At 63.7% G+C, this 20386-nt stretch carries 20 protein-coding genes; 7 read left to right on the top strand and 13 right to left on the bottom strand.

Features of this window, described 5'->3' with window-relative positions:
* Nucleotides 1-48: 48 nt before the first annotated feature.
* The 6 genes from GWC77_RS03280 (at nucleotide 49) to GWC77_RS03255 (ending at nucleotide 8765) form a co-directional block, all read left to right on the top strand.
* Nucleotides 49-1167 carry a regulator gene (locus GWC77_RS03280; RefSeq protein ID WP_173255436.1) on the top strand — a complete coding sequence of 373 codons (1119 nt, stop codon included), beginning with the start codon at nucleotides 49-51 and terminating at the stop codon, nucleotides 1165-1167.
* Nucleotides 1168-1237: 70 nt separating this feature from the next.
* Complete coding sequence (gene recJ / locus GWC77_RS03275) at nucleotides 1238-2950, top strand: single-stranded-DNA-specific exonuclease RecJ (protein WP_173255435.1); 1713 nt, start codon at nucleotides 1238-1240, stop codon at nucleotides 2948-2950.
* Between the two features lie 206 nt (nucleotides 2951-3156).
* A complete protein-coding gene (locus GWC77_RS29110; protein ID WP_217283152.1) occupies nucleotides 3157-4830 on the top strand; it encodes a histidine phosphatase family protein in 1674 nt (557 codons plus the stop codon).
* Nucleotides 4831-4924: 94 nt separating this feature from the next.
* Nucleotides 4925-6029 (top strand): peptide chain release factor 2 gene (gene prfB, locus GWC77_RS03265; RefSeq protein ID WP_173255434.1). Its coding sequence is split into 2 segments (ribosomal slippage): nucleotides 4925-5005 and nucleotides 5007-6029, totalling 1104 coding nucleotides; the frame shifts between segments, so codons are not numbered across the junction.
* An 86-nt stretch (nucleotides 6030-6115) separates the two neighbouring features.
* On the top strand, nucleotides 6116-7642 hold the full coding sequence (gene lysS, locus GWC77_RS03260) for a lysine--tRNA ligase (protein ID WP_173255433.1): 1527 nt from the start codon (nucleotides 6116-6118) through the stop codon (nucleotides 7640-7642).
* Nucleotides 7643-7913: 271 nt separating this feature from the next.
* Entirely contained in the window at nucleotides 7914-8765 is an 852-nt protein-coding gene (locus GWC77_RS03255) for a glycine zipper 2TM domain-containing protein (protein WP_173255432.1), read from the top strand.
* A 105-nt stretch (nucleotides 8766-8870) separates the two neighbouring features.
* Here GWC77_RS03255 and iscX read toward each other — a convergent pair whose 3' ends face one another.
* The 12 genes from iscX to GWC77_RS03195 all read right to left on the bottom strand — a co-directional run bounded on the left by iscX (nucleotide 8871) and on the right by GWC77_RS03195 (nucleotide 18040).
* Nucleotides 8871-9068 carry a Fe-S cluster assembly protein IscX gene (gene iscX / locus GWC77_RS03250; RefSeq protein WP_173255431.1) on the bottom strand — a complete coding sequence of 66 codons (198 nt, stop codon included), beginning with the start codon at nucleotides 9066-9068 and terminating at the stop codon, nucleotides 8871-8873.
* Nucleotides 9069-9084: 16 nt separating this feature from the next.
* Nucleotides 9085-9426 (bottom strand): ISC system 2Fe-2S type ferredoxin, encoded by a 342-nt coding sequence (fdx, locus tag GWC77_RS03245; RefSeq protein WP_173255430.1) that lies wholly within the window; start codon nucleotides 9424-9426, stop codon nucleotides 9085-9087.
* A 67-nt stretch (nucleotides 9427-9493) separates the two neighbouring features.
* Nucleotides 9494-11359, bottom strand: coding sequence for a Fe-S protein assembly chaperone HscA (hscA, locus tag GWC77_RS03240; RefSeq protein WP_173255429.1), 1866 nt, complete (start codon nucleotides 11357-11359; stop codon nucleotides 9494-9496).
* Nucleotides 11360-11439: 80 nt separating this feature from the next.
* Nucleotides 11440-11967, bottom strand: coding sequence for a Fe-S protein assembly co-chaperone HscB (hscB, locus tag GWC77_RS03235; protein ID WP_173255428.1), 528 nt, complete (start codon nucleotides 11965-11967; stop codon nucleotides 11440-11442).
* 126 nt (nucleotides 11968-12093) lie between these two features.
* Nucleotides 12094-12417: an iron-sulfur cluster assembly protein IscA gene (gene iscA, locus GWC77_RS03230; protein ID WP_173255427.1), complete on the bottom strand. Its 324-nt coding sequence runs from the start codon at nucleotides 12415-12417 to the stop codon at nucleotides 12094-12096.
* A 6-nt stretch (nucleotides 12418-12423) separates the two neighbouring features.
* Nucleotides 12424-12849 (bottom strand): Fe-S cluster assembly scaffold IscU, encoded by a 426-nt coding sequence (gene iscU, locus GWC77_RS03225; RefSeq protein ID WP_173255426.1) that lies wholly within the window; start codon nucleotides 12847-12849, stop codon nucleotides 12424-12426.
* Between the two features lie 83 nt (nucleotides 12850-12932).
* Nucleotides 12933-14156 carry an IscS subfamily cysteine desulfurase gene (locus GWC77_RS03220; protein WP_173255425.1) on the bottom strand — a complete coding sequence of 408 codons (1224 nt, stop codon included), beginning with the start codon at nucleotides 14154-14156 and terminating at the stop codon, nucleotides 12933-12935.
* An 89-nt stretch (nucleotides 14157-14245) separates the two neighbouring features.
* Nucleotides 14246-14776, bottom strand: coding sequence for a Fe-S cluster assembly transcriptional regulator IscR (gene iscR, locus GWC77_RS03215; protein WP_173255424.1), 531 nt, complete (start codon nucleotides 14774-14776; stop codon nucleotides 14246-14248).
* Between the two features lie 105 nt (nucleotides 14777-14881).
* Nucleotides 14882-15373, bottom strand: coding sequence for a low molecular weight protein-tyrosine-phosphatase (locus GWC77_RS03210; RefSeq protein WP_173255423.1), 492 nt, complete (start codon nucleotides 15371-15373; stop codon nucleotides 14882-14884).
* 87 nt (nucleotides 15374-15460) lie between these two features.
* The gene (locus GWC77_RS03205) at nucleotides 15461-15700 is read right to left on the bottom strand and encodes a hypothetical protein (RefSeq protein WP_173255422.1); all 240 of its coding nucleotides are present in this window, start codon (nucleotides 15698-15700) and stop codon (nucleotides 15461-15463) included.
* A 173-nt stretch (nucleotides 15701-15873) separates the two neighbouring features.
* The gene (locus tag GWC77_RS03200; RefSeq protein WP_173255421.1) at nucleotides 15874-17286 is read right to left on the bottom strand and encodes a LutB/LldF family L-lactate oxidation iron-sulfur protein; all 1413 of its coding nucleotides are present in this window, start codon (nucleotides 17284-17286) and stop codon (nucleotides 15874-15876) included.
* Nucleotides 17287-17317: 31 nt separating this feature from the next.
* Nucleotides 17318-18040 (bottom strand): (Fe-S)-binding protein, encoded by a 723-nt coding sequence (locus GWC77_RS03195; protein ID WP_173255420.1) that lies wholly within the window; start codon nucleotides 18038-18040, stop codon nucleotides 17318-17320.
* 158 nt (nucleotides 18041-18198) lie between these two features.
* On the opposite strand from GWC77_RS03195, the gene GWC77_RS03190 reads away from it, so the two are divergent.
* The gene (locus GWC77_RS03190) at nucleotides 18199-19005 is read left to right on the top strand and encodes an IclR family transcriptional regulator (RefSeq protein ID WP_173255419.1); all 807 of its coding nucleotides are present in this window, start codon (nucleotides 18199-18201) and stop codon (nucleotides 19003-19005) included.
* Nucleotides 19006-19087: 82 nt separating this feature from the next.
* Here GWC77_RS03190 and pbpG read toward each other — a convergent pair whose 3' ends face one another.
* Nucleotides 19088-20242 carry a D-alanyl-D-alanine endopeptidase gene (gene pbpG, locus GWC77_RS03185; RefSeq protein WP_173255418.1) on the bottom strand — a complete coding sequence of 385 codons (1155 nt, stop codon included), beginning with the start codon at nucleotides 20240-20242 and terminating at the stop codon, nucleotides 19088-19090.
* Nucleotides 20243-20386: the final 144 nt, after the last annotated feature.

Genomic DNA, 20386 nt, shown 5'->3' with positions numbered 1-20386 from the left:
CGTGCCGCAACGCGCGCACTGCCGATCAAGGGCGCAGTTTGCCATACAATGCCCCCCATCATGCACGCCAACCGTCTTCATCTGCTCTTGCCGTTCGCGTTGCCGACGGCCGCCGACGCACCAAGCGAGCTGCATTCGCTGCGCGCGCCGGCCCTCGACAAACTGCTCGCACGCGCCACGCTCGTCGAGCGCGTGGCGGGCGAAGATTTTCAGCGCACGCTGCCGCACGAGCGCTGGGTGGCGCGCCAGTTCGGCGCGCTCGCCGACGCTGCCGCATCGAGCGCCGCCGACGAGGCGCCGCTCGCGCCCTATATGATGCTGGCGGATGGTGCGGATCCGGGCGAAGCGGTCTGGGCCTGTGTCGAACCCGTCCACCTGCGCGTGGCGCACGACCATCTCATATTGCTCGATCCGGCATCGCTCGAGCTCCAGGACGAAGAGGCCTTCGCGCTTTTCGACATTGCGAGGCCGCTCGTCGAAGAGCTTGGAATCCGCATCGAGGCGCCACGTCCCGGCCGCTGGTATGTGAGCGGCGAGGCGCTGGGCTCTCTGGCCGGCGCCTCGCCGCTGCGGGCGAGCGGGCGCAGCGTCGAAATCTGGCTGCCGCACGACGCCCGCACGGGACAACGCTCGCGTGCCTGGATGAAGCTCCAGAACGAAGTCCAGATGGCGTGGTTCGAACATCCGATCAACGAAGCACGCGAGGCACGTGGCCTGCCCGCGATCAACTCGCTCTGGCTACACGCGCAAGGTGCCCGCCAAAGCGTGCGCAGTCCGTTCGCACGCGTGTTTTCCAACGCGGCCGCCACGCGCGGCCTGGCGCTGGCCGCCGGCGTCGCGGCGAGCGCGCCGCCCTCCTCGTACGAGCGGCTGCCGGCCGCCGCCAATCCGGCGGCAGCCGGCCTGGCGGGCGGCGGCGCCACGCTCGTCGAACTCGAAGCGTTCGCGGCACCCTTCATCGCCCAGGACTGGCCCGGTTGGAGTCACGCGCTCACCGAACTCGAGCAGGCATGGTTCGCGCCTGCGCTCGCGGCGCTGGAAGGCGGAGACATCGGCTCACTGGTCTTGACGCTGTGCGGCGATACGGCATCGGTGACGCTTGCCGCCGGGCGCGGCGACTTGCGCCGGTTCTGGCGTCGACGCGTACTCGCTTCGCTGTTCGAATGACGTGCCGCTCATATCGGGCACCGAGCACGCTGCCCGCGACATCACCGTTTCCGATCTTTCCCGACTTGCCATGACCCGAATCGTGAAGCGCGCGCCCTCGCCCGCAGACGTTGCTGCGCTGATCAGCCGAGGCCTGCACCCTGTGTTGGCGCGTCTATACGCTGCCCGAGGCGTGTGCCTGCCGGAAGAAATCGAAACGGCCTTCACCCGGCTCGTCCCGCCGGTCGCCCTGAAGGGCGCCAGCGACGCTGCCGTGCTGCTCGCCGATGCGATTGCCGCCAAGCGTCGCCTGCTCGTCGTCGCCGACTATGACTGCGACGGCGCGACGGCATGCGCGGTGGCGGTGCGCGGTCTCCGTATGTTCGGCGCGACGATCGACTATCTCGTGCCCAATCGGTTCGAATACGGCTACGGGCTGACGCCCGAGATCGTCGAGTTGGCAGCGGCGCGCTCGCCCAACCTGCTGATCACGGTGGACAACGGCATCGCGAGCGTCGACGGGGTGGCCGCAGCCCGCGCTCGCGGCATCGAGGTGCTGATCACCGATCACCACTTGCCGGGCGAGGTCTTGCCGGACGCGCGCGCCATCGTCAATCCCAATCAGCCGGGCTGCACGTTTCCGAGCAAATGTATCGCCGGCGTCGGCGTCATGTTCTATGTATTGCTCGCGCTGCGAGCGCTGTTGCGCGAACGCGGGGCGTTCGAAGCGCCCGGCGTGACCGAGCCGCGGCTCGACGGGCTGCTCGATCTCGTCGCACTGGGTACGGTCGCCGATGTCGTCAAGCTCGACGGCAACAATCGGGTCCTCGTCGCGCAGGGCCTCGCGCGTATCCGGCGCGGCCGCATGCAGCCCGGCGTGGCGGCGCTTTTCCGAGCCGCCGGACGCGATTCCCGCAATGCATCCGGCTTCGACCTCGGCTTTGCACTCGGGCCGCGTCTGAACGCGGCGGGCCGGCTCTCCGACATGTCGCTCGGCATCGAGTGCCTGATCACCGACGATGTCGGGCGCGCCTGGGAGCTTGCCCAGCAGCTCGACGCGATGAACCGCGAGCGGCGCGAGATCGAAGCCGGCATGCAGGAGCAGGCGCTGGCCGATCTCGCCGGGGTCGATCCATCGGGCACGACGACGATCACGCTCTTCAATCCGGCGTGGCACCAGGGTGTGATCGGAATCGTCGCGAGCCGGCTCAAGGAGAAGTTCCACCGGCCGGCGTTCACATTCGCGCCCGCCGACGAGCAGGGTCTCGTCGCCAAAGGTTCGGGCCGCTCGATCCAGGGCTTCCATTTGCGCGATGCGCTCGATTTGATGGCCAAACGCGAGCCGGGCCTCCTCGCGAAGTTCGGCGGTCATGCGATGGCGGCCGGCGTCACGCTTGCGGCGGCCGATGTGCCGCGCTTTGCAGCGGCGTTCGAAAAAGTAGGACGCGAATGGCTCAGCGAGGATGTCCTGGCTCGCGTCGTTTTCACGGACGGCGATCTCGAAGACGCCTATTTCACACCGCAGATCGTGGAAATGCTCGACGCGGCCGTCTGGGGTCAAGGTTTTCCGGCGCCGACGTTCTCGGGCGATTTCGACGTGGTCTCGCAGGCGCTCGTGAAGGACAAGCACCTGAAGCTGCAACTGATGCGCGGGCGTCAGCGATTCCAAGCGATCTGGTTCAATCACACGGACCTGCTTCCGGCGCGCGCACATATCGCATATCGGCTCGCCTGCGATAGTTGGAACGGTGTCGCGCGCGTGCAGCTTTTCGTCGAACATGCGGTCGGCCGGGAGGCCGGCTGACGGCTCGACTGGTTGCGCCATTCGCATCGGGATGCCCGATGCCCACCTCCACCGAACGCAACTGATTCCCCGAAGCCGCAACTTTTTTGCGCTGCAACGTCACCTACGTGCAAACGGGGCCATGCGCCTCGGATGTTCGACTCGCGACGGCCATCGTCGTCACAGCCTGTCGCGGCTGGCCGATCGCGAAAAGGGAGATGACTGCAATGACGCTGTATTTTGTGCGCCACGGGGAATCGCTCGCCAACGAGCAGAACTACTTCGCGGGATCGAAGAATTCGCCATTGACGTCGCTCGGCCGCCGGCAAGCGCAGCAGGCCGCGCGCTACGTTCGCCGCCTCGGGCTGACGTTCGATGAAGTGCACATATCGACGCTCGAGCGTGCTCAGGCAACGGCCACCATTATTCTCGAAGGTGCCGGCGGCGCGCCGCGCATCGTGCACAGTGAGATGCTGATCGAGCGCGACTTCGGAATCTTCGCAGGCAAGAACAAGACGCTGATCAAAAAGTCGATCGGACACAGGCTCTACGACTTCTGCTTTCACCACCCGGATGGCGCGCCGCCGCAAGGCGAGCATTGGATGGATCTGTTCAGTCGTTGCAAGGCCTACTACGACGACGTCCTCGCACCGCTCGACCGGCAAGGCAAGAACGTGCTCGTCGTCGCGCACAAGTATGTCGTGGAGATCTTCGCGCTGATTGCTTCAGGCTTGCCGACCGAAGACTACATCGACTTCCGGTTGCCGAATTCACGTCCGCTCTCGTGGGACGATCTGAAATCCATGACGGCACGCAGTTCGTCGACGCTCAACTATATCGGCGAACACGTCGAGATTTACCTGCTGCAATGGATGCTCGCCGCCGCGCTCGCCGGTTTCGTGTTTTCGTTTTTTGGCATGACCTTGCCGCACGCGTGGAGCAGCGCGGCTATCGTGGCACTGCTCGCACTGAATGCGTTTTTTCTCGCGCTGCGAATCGAGCCTCGATCGCTGCGCGCGAGCGGCGGTCCGGAGAATGTGGCGCTCGCGGTCATGAGTTCCGCGCGCGTGGCCGGCGCGTGCGTTTTGCTCAGCTGCTTTCGCAGCGAGTGGCTTCATCTGGCCGGATTGTTGCTCATCGTGCCGCCCGCGCTTTCCGTGCCCACGTTCTCGTTGGCGCGCGGCGGCGACTATTTTTTCGCCGCGCGCTACACGCTCGTGCTCTCGATCGTGCTACCTGTCATCCTGCTCGTGCTCTTCGTGGGGCATCATCAAGTGGTCGGCGACGTGCGTGCGCTGCAGCGGTTCTTCGTGGTGCTGGTCGTCGCGCTCGCGCTGCCCTCGCTTTTCGCGCAGAGCTGGCGGTACGCTCGCCCGATTGCCGCGGGCAGGCTCAGTACGAACTGGGGCTGGACCGGTTCCCTCGCGATGGTATTCCTCGCCTTTCTGGTAGCGCTTCGCTCGGGCGGGCCGCTCGTCGCCGCCGCACTGCATTCGAATAGCTGGCACGCGTGGGTCGCCTTGCTGCTGCCGTTCATCCTGTTCGGAGCGAGCCGCATCGGCAGCGCGCTGTACGTGCTCATCCAGGAGCGCTTGAGTGCGCGGACGATTGAGCCGGCCGTCGCACGCGACATTCATCTGTTGCAAACTTCGCCGAACATTTTTCTTTGGTTGAGCCTGCTCATGCCGGAGGCGTTTCGCCACGCGCCCACACTCGTCGCGGGCACGCTGCTCGGGTTCTTTGCTTTCGCGCTCATCGATGAAACGATCGTCGTGAGGCAGTTTAGGCTCGGCGTGACGCTGACGATGTTCGGTGCGCATCGCCGCGATCGTCGGTTCGCTGACGCGCCGCGTGGGGCTTCCAGTGAAACGCCGCAGCTCGTGCCGAGCAGCGAGCCATGATCCTTTCGACGGCGAAATGCGCTCGAGACGGTGCGAAGCGGTTGACGCCGATCGGCTATAATTTCCCCTTTTGACGACGCAAAAGCAGATCGACATGGAAGCGGAACGCCTGAATGCCATCGAGAGCTCTCTCGCCGACCTGCGCCGCCGCGCAGGCGAGCTACGGGGGTATCTTTGACTACGACGCCAAGGCTGTACGGCTGATCGAAGTCAACAAGGAACTCGAAGACCCGAACGTCTGGAACGACTCGAAGCACGCCCAGGCACTCGGCAAGGAAAAAAAGCTGCTCGAAGGCGTCGTCGAGGTGCTGAGCGCGCTCGACAACGACCTGCGCGACACGAAGGATCTCTTCGACATGGCGCGCGAAGAAGACGATGAAGACACGCTCGTCGGCGTCGAGAGCGATGTCGCCAAGATCGAGCAGCGCGTCGCCGACATGGAATTCCGCCGGATGTTCTCGAACCCGGCCGATCCGAACAACGCGTTCATCGACATTCAAGCGGGCGCGGGCGGCACCGAGGCGTGCGACTGGGCGTCGATGCTGATGCGTCAATACTTGCGCTACTGCGAACGCAAGGGCTTCAAGGCCGAAGTGCTCGAAGAGTCGGAAGGCGACGTTGCAGGCATCAAGAGCGCGACGATCAAGGTCGAGGGCGAATACGCGTACGGTTTCCTGCGCACCGAAACGGGCGTGCATCGCCTCGTGCGCAAGTCGCCGTTCGATTCGTCGGGCGGCCGTCATACGTCGTTCTCGTCAGTGTTCGTCTATCCCGAAATCGACGATTCGATCGAAGTCGACATCAATCCGGCCGATCTGCGGATCGATACCTACCGCGCATCGGGCGCGGGCGGTCAGCACATCAACAAGACCGATTCCGCCGTGCGTATCACGCACTTGCCGTCGGGCATCGTCGTGCAGTGCCAGAACGACCGTTCGCAACACCGCAACCGCGCCGAAGCCATGGCGATGCTGAAATCGCGCCTGTACGAAGCGGAAATGCGCAAGCGCCAGGCGGAGCAGGACAAGCTCGAATCGAGCAAGACGGACGTAGGCTGGGGTCACCAGATTCGTTCCTACGTGCTCGACAACAGCCGTATCAAAGATCTGCGCACCAATGTCGAAATCAGCAATACGAAAAGCGTGCTCGACGGCGATCTCGATGCGTTCATCAGCGCGAGCCTGAAGCAAGGCGTGTAAGCGCCGAATCGTGTTATGCCGGACGCGCGACAGCCGGCACCGGGCGACCCCGCGACGGGCGCCGCCCTCCCCCACAGTAGAGAATCATGACCGAACCGACCCTTTCGAGCCAGGACGCCAGCGTCGACGAAAACAAGATCATCGCCGAGCGCCGCGAGAAACTGCATGCGCTGCGCGCGGCGGGCGTAGCCTATCCGAACGACTTCCGTCCGACGCACCAGGCGGGCGATTTGCAGGCCGATTACGCCGATGCGGACAAGGACGCGCTCGAGGCCACGGCGCTGCAAGTGGCCGTCGCCGGCCGCATGCTGCTCAAACGCGTCATGGGCAAGGCGAGCTTCGCCACGGTCCAGGACGGTTCGGGTCAGATTCAGTTCTTCGTGACACCCGCCGATGTCGGCGCCGAGACCTACGACGCATTCAAGAAATGGGATCTCGGCGACATCGCCGCGGCGCGCGGTGTGCTCTTCCGGACGAACAAGGGCGAGCTGTCGGTCCGATGCACTGAATTGCGGCTGCTGTCGAAGGCGCTGCGGCCACTGCCCGACAAGTTCCATGGTCTCGCCGATCAGGAAATGCGCTACCGGCAGCGCTATGTCGACCTGATCGTGACGCCCGAGGCACGCCAGACCTTCGTCGCACGCACGAAGGCGATTTCCTCGATTCGCAACTTCATGTCGGATGCGAATTTCATGGAAGTCGAAACGCCGATGCTGCATCCGATTCCGGGCGGCGCGGCGGCCAAGCCTTTCGTCACGCATCACAATGCGCTCGATATGCAGATGTTCATGCGCATCGCGCCGGAGCTCTATCTGAAGCGGCTGATCGTTGGCGGTTTCGAGCGCGTGTTCGAGATCAACCGCAACTTCCGCAATGAAGGGGTCTCGCCGCGGCACAACCCCGAATTCACGATGATGGAGTTCTATGCGGCCTACACCGACTACGTATGGCTCATGGACTTCACCGAGCGCCTGATCCGTCAGACGGCCATCGACGCCCTCGGCACCGCGACGATCACTTACCAAGGTCGCGAGCTCGATCTGTCGAAGCCGTTCCATCGATTGACGATCACCCAGGCCATCCGCAAGTACGCGCCCGACTACACGGACACACAACTGGCCGATGCGGCGTTCGTGCGCTCTGAACTCAAGCGCCTTGGCGTCGACACGACGCAACCGATGTTTCTGAACGCCGGCCTCGGCGCCCTGCAGCTTGCGCTGTTCGAAGAGACAGCTGAAGCTCAGCTGTGGGAGCCGACGTTCATCATCGACTACCCGGTCGAAGTCTCACCACTTGCGCGCGCATCGGATTCGATCGAGGGCATCACGGAGCGTTTCGAACTCTTCATCACGGGACGCGAGATCGCGAACGGTTTTTCCGAGCTCAACGATCCCGAGGACCAGGCTGCGCGGTTTCGTAAGCAAGTCGAGCAAAAGGATGCAGGCGACGAAGAGGCGATGTACTACGATGCCGACTACATCCGTGCGCTCGAATACGGCATGCCCCCGACGGGCGGGTGTGGCATCGGCATCGACCGGCTCGTGATGCTGCTCACCGATAGCCCCAGCATTCGCGACGTCATTCTGTTCCCCCACCTGCGCCGCGAGGATTGAGCGTCGGTACCGGCAGCGCGCGTCGTCGACTTTGTAACCGTCGGTAAAAGCTGCGGCGCGCAGCGCGCGGCGGGGGCGCCGTGGAAGGTGTCGCCCCCTTTGCGCCCCGCAAGGGGGCACTGCCCCGCGGCGGGCTGCCCTATACCCCCGAAAAACGCGCCCCGCGCAAGCGGTTACAAATTGAAACGTCGACCGTGGACCTTTCGCCGAAACTGTCCGCGTCTAAATAAGCGCGCACAGCAAGCACTGCATCGTCTCGACGAGGTCCGCCATGAATGAACCCACCACGTCGCCGCGCCGGCTTCATCCGCTGATCGCTACGGCGGCTGCGACGATCATCGTTGCAAGTCTTGCCGCGACCGCCGCGATCACGGGCGTATTCCCGAAAGCATCGGGCACCGGCGGCGAGACTGCTCAGACCCAATCGGCCCAGGTGGCCAATCAACCCGTCGTGGATACCGCCGCCCCCGCCGCCGTTGGCGGTACCCAACAGCAGGCAGCCGCCGAGCCGGGTGCGCGGCCGGGCGAGGCGACGAGCGGATACGCCGGCCAGCGGCAGCCGTCCCAGCCGCTTCAGTCGTCGGGCAGCCCCAACCAGTCTGCGGCCCAGCCGCCGGCTGAAAGCGCCTATGCGCAGCAACCGCAACCACAGCCACAACCGCAGTACGCTCAACAGCCCTACGGACAGCCGCAACAGTACGCCCAGCAGCAAGGAAACCCGCAGCAGCCTTCGTACGCAGCGCAGCAAACAGAGCGATCCTATACGCCGCAGCAACGCTCGGTTGCACCGTGCACAAGCTGCGGGACGGTCGAATCGATCTCGGCCGTGCGCCATGAAGGCCGCGGCACGGGGCTCGGCGCGGTCGGCGGTGCCGTTGCCGGCGGCTTGATCGGCAACCAGTTCGGCGGTGGCACTGGCCGCCTGGGCATGACCGCCTTGGGGGCGGTGGGTGGCGGTTTTGCCGGCAACGCGGTCGAAAAACATCTGCGCAGCTCAACCGTCTACCAAGTCCGCGTGCGTATGGAGAACGGACGTACGCGCTACTTCACTTATCACCAGGCACCGCCGTTCCAACAGGGAGAACCCGTGCGGATCGAGCATGGCGCGCTCGTTGCACGTTAAACGCAAAGGCAGCCCTGGGCTCGATCGAGCCCACAAACAAAAAGGCGATCCGCTTGGCGGATCGCCTTTTTATTCATGACCGGCCGGCCATCGCGCGGGCGCCGGTCACTCCTGAGCATCTTCGATCCAGGCCAGCTGAATCGCTTCGAGGATCTTTTCGTTCGAACGCTCGGGGTCGTCGTCGAAGCCCTCGAGCTCCGTGACCCAACGATGCAAGTCGGTGAACCGCACATATTGCGGATCCACATCGGCATGCTTGTCCGTGAGGGCCATTGCGATGTCCTGGGTGTCCGTCCACTTCATGGCTGCTCCCTCCTCCTCAGTGGTTTTCCTTCGCGTGGTTGATCGAATAACGTGGGATCTCGATCACGAGGTCCTCGCCGGGCGGCACGATCGCCTGGCATGAAAGACGCGATGTCGGCTCCAGCCCCCACGCCTTGTCGAGCAGATCGTCCTCGTTCTCTTCCGAGGGTTCGAGCGCTCCGAAGCCTTCTCGAACGATCACATGACAAGTGGTACACGCGCAAGACATTTCGCAAGCGTGCTCGATCTCGATGCCGTTTTCGAGCAGCGTTGCACAAATGCTCTTGCCCGGCTCGGCTTCTATGACAGCCCCTTCCGGGCACAGTTCGACATGAGGCAGCACCACGATTTGCGACATACGGATTCCGTTCGGTCAGTAAGATGTGCGGCGGCGGGCACGCTGTCGAGCATGCTCCGCCCGCCAGTCAAATTTCGTCGAGCTTGCGCCCTTGCAAGGCAGCGCGGATGCTCTTGTTCATGCGCCGGGCGGCAAACTCGTCGGTCTCCACGGCCAGCGCTTTCGTTTGCGCCTCGATCGCATTCGCGTCGGCGCCGCTTGCCGCCGAGCGAAGACGGACGAGTGCGTTATCGACGCGCGAACGCTCCGGGGCGTCCAACAGTTCGCCGTCCGCGGCCAACGCGGCCTCCGTCGCTTCGATGAGCCGCTGCGCCTCGACCTGCGCCTCCCGCAGCGCGCGTGCCCGCATGTCGACTTCGGCGGATTGGAAGCTGTCCTCCAGCATGCGCGCGATCTCATCATCGGCCAGGCCGTACGACGGTTTGACGACGATGGATGCCTCCACGCCCGAGTGCTGCTCGCGCGCCACGACCGAAAGCAATCCGTCCGCATCGACCTGGAACGTCACGCGAATACGCGCCGCACCGGCGGCCATCGGCGGGATGCCGCGCAACTCGAAACGGGCGAGCGAGCGCGAATCGGACACGAGTTCGCGCTCGCCTTGCACGACGTGGATAGCCATCGCAGTCTGGCCGTCCTTGAACGTCGTGAACTCCTGCGCACGCGCGACCGGAATCGTGGAATTGCGCGGAATGATTTTCTCGACGAGTCCGCCCATCGTCTCGATACCGAGCGACAGCGGAATGACATCGAGCAGCAGCCAATCGTCTCCGCCGCGATTGCCCGCAAGCAGGTCGGCCTGAATCGCCGCGCCGAGTGCGACGACCTGATCGGGATCGAGATTCGTCAGCGGCGGTTGCCCGAAGAATGCCTCGACGGCACGCCGAATCACCGGCATGCGCGTTGCACCGCCCACCAGCACCACGCCTTTGATCTCGGCCGGCGACACCTTGGCATCGCGCAACGCCCTTTTGGTCGGCGTCAGCGTGCGCTGCACGAGCGGTTGTACCAGCCCCGAAAACGCCGCTTCCGTCACGGGAATCGAGATCATCGTGCCATCGGAAAGCGTCGCTTCGAGCACGACCTCGGGGACAGTCGATAGCGCCTCCTTGGCCGCGCGCACGCGATCGAGCAGCAGGCGGACATCCTCGGGCGGCAAATGCTGCTGAGCCAGCCCGGCCTCGCTCAAGACATGGCGATAGAGCAGATGGTCGAAGTCGTCCCCGCCGAGCGCCGAATCGCCGCCCGCCGCGAGAACCTCGAAGACACCCTTGGTCAGCTTCAGGACCGAGAGGTCGAAGGTTCCGCCGCCCAGATCGTAGACGGCGTACAACCCTTCGGAACCATTATCGAGGCCATAGGCAATCGCCGCGGCCGTCGGTTCATTGAGCAGCCGAAGCACATTGAGCCCGGCCAGCCGTGCCGCGTCCTTCGTTGCCTGGCGCTGCGCCTCGTCGAAATAGGCGGGCACGGTGATGACCGCTCCGACGAGCTCGTCGCCCAGCGTATCCTCGGCGCGCTGACGCAACGTCGCGAGAATCTCGGCCGACACCTCGACGGGACTCTTCACGCCCGCAACCGTGCGGATCTGAACCATGCCGGGCGCCTCGACGAAATCGTATGGCGCGTTCTCGGCGCCTTCGACTTCCGCCTTGCCGCGTCCCATGAAGCGCTTCACGGAAACGATCGTATTGCGCGGATCGAGGACGGCTTCTTCCTTCGCCCTCAGTCCGATACGGCGTCCGCCTCGTTCGAGATAGCGAACGACGGACGGCAGCAATACGCGACCGTGCTCATCGGGCAGCGCATCGGGCACGCCATTGCGTACCGCGGCGACGAGAGAGTTCGTCGTACCGAGGTCGATACCCACGGCGAGCCGCCGCTGATGCGGCGCCGGTGCCATGCCTGGTTCGGAGATTTGCAGTAAAGCCATCAGTAGTTATCTTCGGGGAGACTGCGCTGCCGTTGTCGAATATGAGCCCTGCGGTGTTCGCATCGGGGCTCGGCTCAGTCTCAATGTTCGAGCCGCTCGATCTCTTTGCCGAGCTCGGCAACGACGCGCTCGATGAACATCAATTGCCGCACCGCTTCCGCGGCCGGCTGATTGGCACCGCCGTCGAGCAACGCGGCGAGCTTGTGGAAGCGCACGCGTTCCTCCTCGCGCAGTTCTTCGAGCAAGGCGTCCAATGCCGGAACGCTGCGCGCGGATGCGGCGTCTTCCACGCGCTCGCGCCATTCCATCTGCTGCATCAGGAACATCGGCTCCATCGCCGTATTGTTCTCGGCATCGACATCCACGCCGCGCAGCGACAGGAGATAGCGCGCGCGTTTCAACGGATCGCGTAACGTGCCATAAGCCTCGTTTGCGAGTGCGGCCCACTGCATGGCCACCCGCTTTTGCGCGTCGCCCGCGGCGGCGAAGCGGTCCGGATGAACTTGCGTCTGGACCGTCCGGTAAGCAGCATCGAGCGCTTGAACGTCGAGCGCAAACTGCTCGGGCAGATGAAAGAGATCGAAGTGGCTTTGCTGAATCGAGGCCATGAAAATCGGTTGTCGGTTAAAAGCACCCGGCATCGCAGCGATACCGCGCCCATGCGTGACGCCGAAGCGCAAACTCCGATCGACAAAAAGGCGGCCCGCGCCGCCCCTTGTCCGCCGATTGCAGCGTCAGACGCGGAACGATTCGCCGCAGCCGCACTCGTCCTTGACGTTCGGATTGTTGAACTTGAAGCCCTCGTTCAACCCCTCACGCGCAAAGTCGAGCTGCGTGCCGTCGATATACGCGAGACTCTTCGGATCGACGATGACCTTGACGCCGTTCGATTCGAACACTTGATCCTCGGGCTCGAGCTCATCGACGTACTCGAGCTTGTAGGCGAGACCCGAGCAGCCCGTCGTCCGCACGCCGAGCCGCAATCCGATGCCTTTGCCGCGCCGTGTCAGGTACTTCTGCACCTGCTGCGCTGCCTTGTCCGTCAATGTGATTGCCATGGCACGTTAAGCGACTTGCTGTTTCACTTCCTGCGCGGCCTCGCCAGCAGCACCGTTGTGGCGTTGCTTGTAGTCGGCGACCGCGGCCTTGATCGCGTCCTCCGCCAGAATCGAGCAGTGGATCTTGACCGGCGGCAGCGCGAGCTCTTCGGCGATCTGCGTATTCTTGATGGAGAGCGCCTCGTCGAGCGTCTTGCCTTTCACCCACTCGGTCACGAGCGAGCTCGACGCGATGGCGGAACCGCAACCGTAGGTCTTGAACTTGGCGTCCTCGATCACACCGTCGGCGCCGACGCGAATCTGCAGCTTCATGACGTCGCCGCAGGCCGGCGCGCCGACCATACCGGTGCCCACTGCGTCGTCGTCCTTGGCGAACGAGCCGACGTTGCGGGGGTTCTCGTAGTGGTCCAATACTTTGTTGCTGTAAGACATGGTCAAAACTCCTTGATTCGCCTGATTCGTGTCGGCGGCCGGAGTTAGCGCTTTAGCGCTTTACTCTGGCCCCATCCTATGGATTAGTGCGCGGCCCACTTGATCGTGGAAAGATCGATGCCGTCCTGATGCATTTCCCACAGCGGGGAAAGATCGCGCAGCTTGGCGATCTTGCTCTTGAGCAAGTCGATCACGTAATCGACGTCCTGCTCGGTCGTGAACCGGCCGACCGTAAACCGGATAGAGCTGTGCGCGAGTTCGTCGTTGCGACCCAGCGCGCGAAGCACGTAGGAAGGCTCGAGCGACGCCGACGTACAGGCCGAGCCGGACGACACGGCCACATCCTTGATGGCCATGATCAACGATTCGCCCTCGACGAAGTTGAAGCTCAAATTCAGGTTGTGCGGAATCCGGCGCTCCATGTCGCCGTTGACGTAGACCTCCTCGATCTCCGACAACCCGCGCAGCAAGCGGTCGCGCAACATCCGCACGCGCTCGTTTTCCGTGGCCATTTCCTCGCGCGCGAGGCGAAAAGCCTCGCCCATGCCGACGATCTGATGCGTCGGCAGCGTACCCGAGCGCATACCGCGCTCGTGGCCGCCGCCATGCATTTGCGCCTCGATCCGCACGCGCGGCTTGCGGCGCACGTAGAGCGCACCGATACCCTTCGGGCCATAGGTCTTGTGAGCCGAGAACGACATCAGGTCGACCTTGAGCCGGCCCAGATCGATCTCCACCTTGCCCGTGGCCTGCGCGGCATCGACATGGAAAATGATGTTCTTTTCGCGGCAGATTTCGCCGATCGCTTCGATGTCCTGAATAACACCGATCTCGTTGTTCACGTACATGACCGACACGACGATCGTGTCCGGCCGCAGCGCCGCCTTGAAAACGTCGAGATCGATGAGGCCGTCGCTCTTGACATCGAGATAGGTGACATCGAACCCTTCGCGCTCGAGTTCGCGGCAGGTATCGAGTACCGCCTTGTGCTCCGTCTTGACCGTCACGATGTGCTTGCCGCGACTCTTGTAGAAGTGCGCAGCGCCCTTGATGGCCAGGTTGTCCGATTCGGTCGCACCCGATGTCCAGATGATTTCGCGCGGATCCGCCTTCACGAGCGCCGCGACCTGCTCGCGCGCCTCTTCCACGGCACGCTCCGCTTCCCAGCCATAAGCATGGCTGCGCGAAGCCGGATTGCCGAATTGCTCCCGCAAGTAGGGAATCATCTTGTCCACCACGCGCGGGTCGACGGGCGTCGTCGCGCTGTAGTCCATATAGATGGGCAGGTGGGGGCTCGGGTTACTCATCAATCGCTCCGGGGGAAATCGTTGTTTTGGGTCAGGCGCCCGCTCGGCCATGGCATCCGCTTTCATACGCCGGCGCGCGCAGCATTCGTTCACGAACTCGCGATGTTGAATACCGAGTTCGGTCCTTTGGGCGCCAGGCGCGGTGCTTCGGGCGCGGCCGGCTCGCTGCGCCGATCGTGGAGCACCGTGGAAGCGCCTTCGCGCGAGCGCTGCTGATCGACCAGGTCTTGCAGCGAGACTGAATCGAGATACTCCACCATCTTCTGGTTCAGCGTGGACCAGAGCTCATGGGTCATGCAGTGGCCGTCGTTTTGCTTCGTCCCCTCGCACGAGCCCTTGCCGCCGCATTGCGTGGCATCGAGCGGTTCGTCGACGGCGATGATGATGTCGGCGACGGTGACTTCCTGCGCACGGCGCGCGAGGTTGTATCCACCGCCCGGCCCGCGGACCGACTCCACGATCTCGTGGCGGCGCAGCTTGCCGAACAGTTGTTCCAGATAGGACAGCGAAATGCGCTGGCGCTGGCTGATGCCGGCAAGCGTCACGGGACCTTGATCCTGGCGTAAGGCCAGGTCGATCATCGCCGTGACGGCGAAACGGCCTTTGGTGGTAAGTCTCATGATTGCGGGGGGACCGGATTCTCGACGATTTTGGTCAAGTATAAATACATGAGGATTTTAGTCAAGTATCCCTGCTTCCGGGTCGGTTATCGGTGCACGAACAAATCAAGCCGTCTCGCCGGCCAGCGCGGCCCGCACGCGCGCGAGCAACCCGCGGCAGGCATCCTCGCATTGATCGAGCACGAGTTCGAACCCCTCGCCCCCGCCGAAGTACGGATCCGCGACCTCGTTCACCGCCGGCAGGCTGCCGAACTCCATCAGAAGACGGACGCGCGAGCGCAGCGCCGGCGGACACAGCTGCTGCAAATGGGCGAGATTCGCGGCGTCCATGGCAAGCACGAGATCGAATCGCTCGAAGTCGGGCGCGGCGATCTGCCGGGCTCGTAGCCCTGACAAGTCATACCCGCGCCGGCTTGCTGCCGTCTGGGCCCGATGATCGGGCGCCTCGCCCACATGCCAGTCTCCCGTACCCGCCGAATCGACGGTGACCCATTCCGTGAGGCCCGCGGCGTCGACTTGCGCGCGCATGACGGCTTCAGCCGTCGGCGATCGACAAATGTTTCCCAGGCAAACGAAGCAAATGGCAACGGGTTTCATAAAGCACCCGGCATGTCCGGGCTGATACGTGGATCCGAGTCGGCTGCCGGCCACCGCTGCCGACCCGGCATTATAGGACCGGCAGCGTTACAGCGCTTGCGACGGCTCGGCGGCTCTGATCGCCGAAACGCTCGAGGACGCGCGCACCGGCTGGGTACCGACGAGCCCGTACGAGACTGCGCGCGCCAGCTCGGCGCTGACTTGCGCCGCCGCCAGCGGCGCATGCGAACTGTGCTGCCGGCGCTCGCCATAGCCCTGCATCGCTGCCATCGCGGCAAGCGTCAGAACGACGGCCAGGGGCCAATAGACGGATATTTTCGTTTTCATAGTGCGCCTCGTTTCGCAACGGACGTGCGCCCTCGCATGTCCGCATTCTGTGAGACGAATTTTATAGACGCCGCCTATCGAGACAAAGATGCGAATAGCGAATTCAGCGTTACGCCAGCGCAAACAATGCGCTGCATCGGCAGCATCGATATTCGCGTTGCGCCTCGCGGCGACTAGTCGCGATGACTGCGCTGCGCGGCATAGAGCTCGCGAAACGTGCGCCCGACCGGCGCCGGCATGTCGCGCGTGGCAGTCCATCCCTGGCCGAACGGCAGCCGGGTGATCGCACGGCGCTCGCCGCCCATGCGCTCGAGCACCCGCACCGCCAGTTTCGCGACGAGCGCATACAGCGCGGGACGCGACGCAACGAACCCCCAGAGGGCCAGCGCCGCGCGCTCGGTCACCGGCCGGAGATGACGCTCGGTCTGCTTCTCGCGCAACTTGCGCAGCAGGTCCGAGATCGGAATCCCGACCGGACAGACACTGTTGCACTCCCCGCACAGCGTCGCCGCCTGCGGCAGATCGAGCGCCTTGTCGAGCCCGACGTAGCTTGGCGTGAGTACCGAGCCCATCGGTCCCGGGTAGACCCATCCATACGCATGTCCGCCGACTTTCTGATACACGGGGCAATGATTCATGCAGGCTCCGCAGCGGATGCAGCGCAGCATCTCCTGGAAGGCTCCGCCGATGAGGCCCGTGCGTCCGCCATCGACGAGCACGACGTACATGTGCTCCGGCCCGTCGCCATCGCCCTCGCCGCGCGGCCCGGTCAGCAGCGAAAAATAGTTCGAGACCGTCTGCCCCGTCGCCGAGCGCGGCAAGAGGCGCATCGCAACAGCCAGATCCTCCAGCGTCGGCAATACTTTTTCGATGCCGGTCACCGCAACGTGCACGCGCGGCATGACCGTGCACATCCCTTCGTTGCCCTCGTTCGTCACGATGGCCACGGAGCCCGTCTCGGCAATCACGAAGTTGCCGCCCGTCACGCCCATGTCGGCGGAAAGAAACTGGGGACGCAGCACCTCGCGCGCTTCGCGCGTCATGGCCGGAATTTCGGTCAGGCGCGCCCGTCCATGGGTCTTGGCGAACAGATCGGCTATTTCTTCTTTGTCCTTGTGAACGACGGGCGCGATGATGTGGCTGGGCGGCTCGTTGTCGTTGATCTGCAGGATGTACTCGCCGAGATCGGTCTCCACGGACTGCACGCCCATCTCCGCCAGTACGGCATTCAGACGCATCTCCTCGGACACCATCGACTTCGTCTTGATGACTTTCTTGACATCATGCTTGCGCGCGATCTCCCCGACGAGTTGCGCCGCATCCCGTGTCGTTTCGGCGAACAGCACAGTGACACCGCGCCGGGTCGCTTCGCGCTCGAACGTTTCGAGCCAGACGTCGAGATTCTCCAGCGCACGATTGCGGCGCGCCTTCAGCGCCGCGCGCGTCGCAGGGAAGTCGATCGCCTCCATGGCCTGGGCACGCGCGCTCACGAACTTCGTCGAAAGCTTGGTCAGATTGTGCTGCAATCGCGGATTCGCCAGATTTTCCTTGGCGCGCGCCTTGAAATGCATCGATTGGACTTGCATGGTCGGCCCGAGGTAACGAAAAAAAGCCCTGTCAGAGATCCGCGGCGAGCACCTGGGCAATATGCAGCACTCGCGTCGTCGCATCGCCCGTCCGGCGAAGCCTGCCCTCGATGTTCAGCATGCAGCCGAGGTCTCCGAGTACGACGGTCGCGGCGCCGCTCGCGCGCACGTTCTCGCACTTTTCGTCGACGATCGCCGTCGAGATGTTGCCGTATTTGACCGCGAAAGTGCCGCCGAAACCGCAGCAGTGCTCGCATCCTTGCATTTCCGTCACCGCCACGCCCCGCATGGCGAGCAACGTGCGCGGCTGCTGCTTCACGCCAAGCTCGCGCAGCCCGGCACAGGAGTCGTGATAAGTGACCGCTCCGGCGGATTCGGCCCGCGGCAACTCGATCTTCGCCACATTCACGAGGAAATCGGTCAGCTCGAAGACCTTTGCCCGCATCCGCTCGTAGCGGCCCATGAGCTCCGGATCGTCGCGAAAGAGATCGGCGTAATGCACGCCGATCATGCCGCCGCACGAACCGGACGGAACGACGACGTAATCGAACGGCTCGAACTCGCGCAGCGCCTTTTCGGCAAGGTCACGCGCGATGCCCCGCTCGCCCGAGTTGTAGGCGGGCTGCCCGCAGCAAGTCTGCGCGGGCGGAACGACGACTTCGAATCCCGCACGCTCGATGAGCTTGATTGCGGCAAACCCGATCTCCGGGCGCATGAGATCGACGAGACAAGTGACGAACAATCCGACTCGCATGGCGGCTCCGTTGGAAAACGCCTGTCATTATGCGTCGTTTGCTGGCGCCGGCAAGCAAATCGAGCCGGAACACAGGGTCGAAGCGATATTCAAACGCCGTTCGCTTTTTTCACAATACGAGATACAATGTTTTTTTGCTTTGCGTCAATCGATCCACGATGAGCGATACGAATCAGGACTCCAAGACATCGATCCAGGTGATCGAGCGAATGATGCGACTGCTCGACGCGTTGGCCGCGCATAGCGACCCGGTCAGCCTCAAGGAGCTGGCGATTCGGACGGAGCTCCACCCGTCCACGGCACACCGCATCCTCAACGATATGGTCACGTGCCGGCTCGTCGATCGCTCGGACCCGGGCACCTACCGGCTGGGCATGCGGCTGCTCGAACTCGGCAATCTGGTCAAGGCGAGGCTGTCGGTGCGCGATGCGGCGCTGATGCCGATGCGGGAACTGCACCGCCTCACGGGACAGACCGTCAATCTGTCCGTCCGGCAGGGAGACGAGATCGTCTATATCGAACGTGCGTATTCGGAGCGCTCGGGCATGCAAGTGGTCCGGGCGATCGGCGGGCGCGCACCGCTGCACCTGACGTCGGTCGGCAAGCTTTTCCTCGCCGTCGACGAGGCTGCGCGCGTGCGCGCCTATGCCACGCGCACCGGCCTGTCGGGCCATACCCAGAACAGCATCACCGATCTGGCTCGGCTCGAGCGGGAACTGATGCAGGTTCGCCAGCAAGCGTGCGCGCGCGATAACGAGGAGCTGGAACTCGGCGTACGCTGCATCGCCGCCGGAATCTACGACGATACGGGCAAGCTCGTCGCGGGCCTGTCGCTGTCGGCACCGGCGGACCGGCTCCAGGATGCCTGGCTCAGCCATCTGAGCCGCACGGCGCTCGTCATCTCGGAAGCCCTCGGTTACCGCCCCGAAGCAGCGACCGAAGGCGCAAAGGCGAAAACCGCCTGAGGAAAGAGGCGAACGGCGCACCCAAGCAAAAGCCCCGCGAACGCGGGGCTTTGTGCTTTATCACTACACCAGAAACCGGCGCTCAGGTGCCGTGCCCGCCCGTGTCGGCGCTCGTGATACGCTGATCGCCGCCGTTATCGAGCCACGTGCGCAAGCGCGCCGCATCGGCAAACCGCGAGTACTTGCCGGCCGAATCGAGCAGCACCATGATGATGGGCCGACCCTGGATCGTCGCCTGCATGACGAGGCATTCGCCCGCCTCGTTGATGAAGCCGGTTTTCTGCAGACCGATCTCCCAGTTCGACTTCGCGCTACGCACGAGCGCGTTCGTACTGTTATAAGCAATCTCGCGCCTGCCCGTATCGACGGTGTAGCTGCGGTCGGTCGAGAACTTCCGAATGAGCGGATACTGATACGCGGCATCGACCATCTTCACGAGGTCGCGCGCCGTCGAGACGTTGCGGCTCGTCAGACCCGTCGGATTCTCGAAGTGGGTATCGGCCATGCCGAGCGCCTTGGCCTTCGCATTCATCGCGGCGATGAACGCCGGACGCCCGCCCGGGAAATAGCGCGAGAGCGCCGCGGCTGCACGGTTTTCCGATGCCATCAGCGCAATGTGCAGCATGTCTTCACGCGAAAGCACCGAGCCGACGGAAAGACGCGAGCCCGTGTGTTTTTCCAGATCGCGATCTTCGTCGGTCACTTCGAGCAAATCCGTCAGCGGCAGGTTGGCATCGAGCACCACCATGGCCGTCATCAGCTTCGTGATCGAAGCGATCGGCACGACGGAATGCGAATTCTTGTCGAAAAGCGCTTCGGACGTGTTCTGATCGATGACATAAGCGACGTTCGAACGCAACGCGAGGCCCTCGGGGCCTTCCTGCAGCCCGAACGGCTGACCCGCCACCGGCGAGCGCGGCTCGAACGCAATCTTATGCATTGCGCCGTGACGGCCGCGCGTGCGCAGCGTGTACGAGACGCGCTTTTTACGCGAGCGCTCGTCGGGCGCTGCGGCCGCCTTCTCCGTTCGGACGGCTTGCTTGACGGCTTTTCTGGAGGAATGTGCTTTGGTGGCTGCGGGCTTGGACGAAGCCGCATCGGTCGAACCCGACGCTGCGAGCGCGTCGATGGGAGCCGCGAAAATCGCGGCGGCAAGCAGGGTTGCGGTGACCGAGACGACTCTCGTAAGCGCCACGCCGTGCCTCACTTTGAGCGACGAAAACAGTGCGGTTTTCATTGGTGTTCTTGATGCGGAGGTGGCGAGAGACGAAGCGTTGACGGCAAGTGTAGTAAAGCTACTAAAAATTAGCAATCAGAAGCACTTATCGTCGGTCTTTGAAGCAATTTGTAGCTAGCTGCACGAGGCGAACGGCATCGATGC

Origin of the sequence: Paraburkholderia sp. NMBU_R16 (assembly GCF_013282575.1) — a bacterium.
Taxonomy (GTDB): domain Bacteria; phylum Pseudomonadota; class Gammaproteobacteria; order Burkholderiales; family Burkholderiaceae; genus Trinickia.
This window is presented reverse-complemented; position numbering and strand designations above follow the sequence as displayed.

What these genes read in the sequence shown, in the direction of transcription:
- GWC77_RS03280 (WP_173255436.1), top strand. Translation starts at nt 49, where the DNA reads ATGCCCCCCATCATGCACGCCAACCGTCTTCATCTGCTCTTGCCGTTC.
- recJ (WP_173255435.1), top strand. Translation starts at nt 1,238, where the DNA reads ATGACCCGAATCGTGAAGCGCGCGCCCTCGCCCGCAGACGTTGCTGCG.
- GWC77_RS29110 (WP_217283152.1), top strand. Translation starts at nt 3,157, where the DNA reads ATGACGCTGTATTTTGTGCGCCACGGGGAATCGCTCGCCAACGAGCAG.
- lysS (WP_173255433.1), top strand. Translation starts at nt 6,116, where the DNA reads ATGACCGAACCGACCCTTTCGAGCCAGGACGCCAGCGTCGACGAAAAC.
- GWC77_RS03255 (WP_173255432.1), top strand. Translation starts at nt 7,914, where the DNA reads ATGAATGAACCCACCACGTCGCCGCGCCGGCTTCATCCGCTGATCGCT.
- iscX (WP_173255431.1), bottom strand. Translation starts at nt 9,068, where the DNA reads ATGAAGTGGACGGACACCCAGGACATCGCAATGGCCCTCACGGACAAG.
- fdx (WP_173255430.1), bottom strand. Translation starts at nt 9,426, where the DNA reads ATGTCGCAAATCGTGGTGCTGCCTCATGTCGAACTGTGCCCGGAAGGG.
- hscA (WP_173255429.1), bottom strand. Translation starts at nt 11,359, where the DNA reads ATGGCTTTACTGCAAATCTCCGAACCAGGCATGGCACCGGCGCCGCAT.
- hscB (WP_173255428.1), bottom strand. Translation starts at nt 11,967, where the DNA reads ATGGCCTCGATTCAGCAAAGCCACTTCGATCTCTTTCATCTGCCCGAG.
- iscA (WP_173255427.1), bottom strand. Translation starts at nt 12,417, where the DNA reads ATGGCAATCACATTGACGGACAAGGCAGCGCAGCAGGTGCAGAAGTAC.
- iscU (WP_173255426.1), bottom strand. Translation starts at nt 12,849, where the DNA reads ATGTCTTACAGCAACAAAGTATTGGACCACTACGAGAACCCCCGCAAC.
- GWC77_RS03220 (WP_173255425.1), bottom strand. Translation starts at nt 14,156, where the DNA reads ATGAGTAACCCGAGCCCCCACCTGCCCATCTATATGGACTACAGCGCG.
- iscR (WP_173255424.1), bottom strand. Translation starts at nt 14,776, where the DNA reads ATGAGACTTACCACCAAAGGCCGTTTCGCCGTCACGGCGATGATCGAC.
- GWC77_RS03210 (WP_173255423.1), bottom strand. Translation starts at nt 15,373, where the DNA reads ATGAAACCCGTTGCCATTTGCTTCGTTTGCCTGGGAAACATTTGTCGA.
- GWC77_RS03205 (WP_173255422.1), bottom strand. Translation starts at nt 15,700, where the DNA reads ATGAAAACGAAAATATCCGTCTATTGGCCCCTGGCCGTCGTTCTGACG.
- GWC77_RS03200 (WP_173255421.1), bottom strand. Translation starts at nt 17,286, where the DNA reads ATGCAAGTCCAATCGATGCATTTCAAGGCGCGCGCCAAGGAAAATCTG.
- GWC77_RS03195 (WP_173255420.1), bottom strand. Translation starts at nt 18,040, where the DNA reads ATGCGAGTCGGATTGTTCGTCACTTGTCTCGTCGATCTCATGCGCCCG.
- GWC77_RS03190 (WP_173255419.1), top strand. Translation starts at nt 18,199, where the DNA reads ATGAGCGATACGAATCAGGACTCCAAGACATCGATCCAGGTGATCGAG.
- pbpG (WP_173255418.1), bottom strand. Translation starts at nt 20,242, where the DNA reads ATGAAAACCGCACTGTTTTCGTCGCTCAAAGTGAGGCACGGCGTGGCG.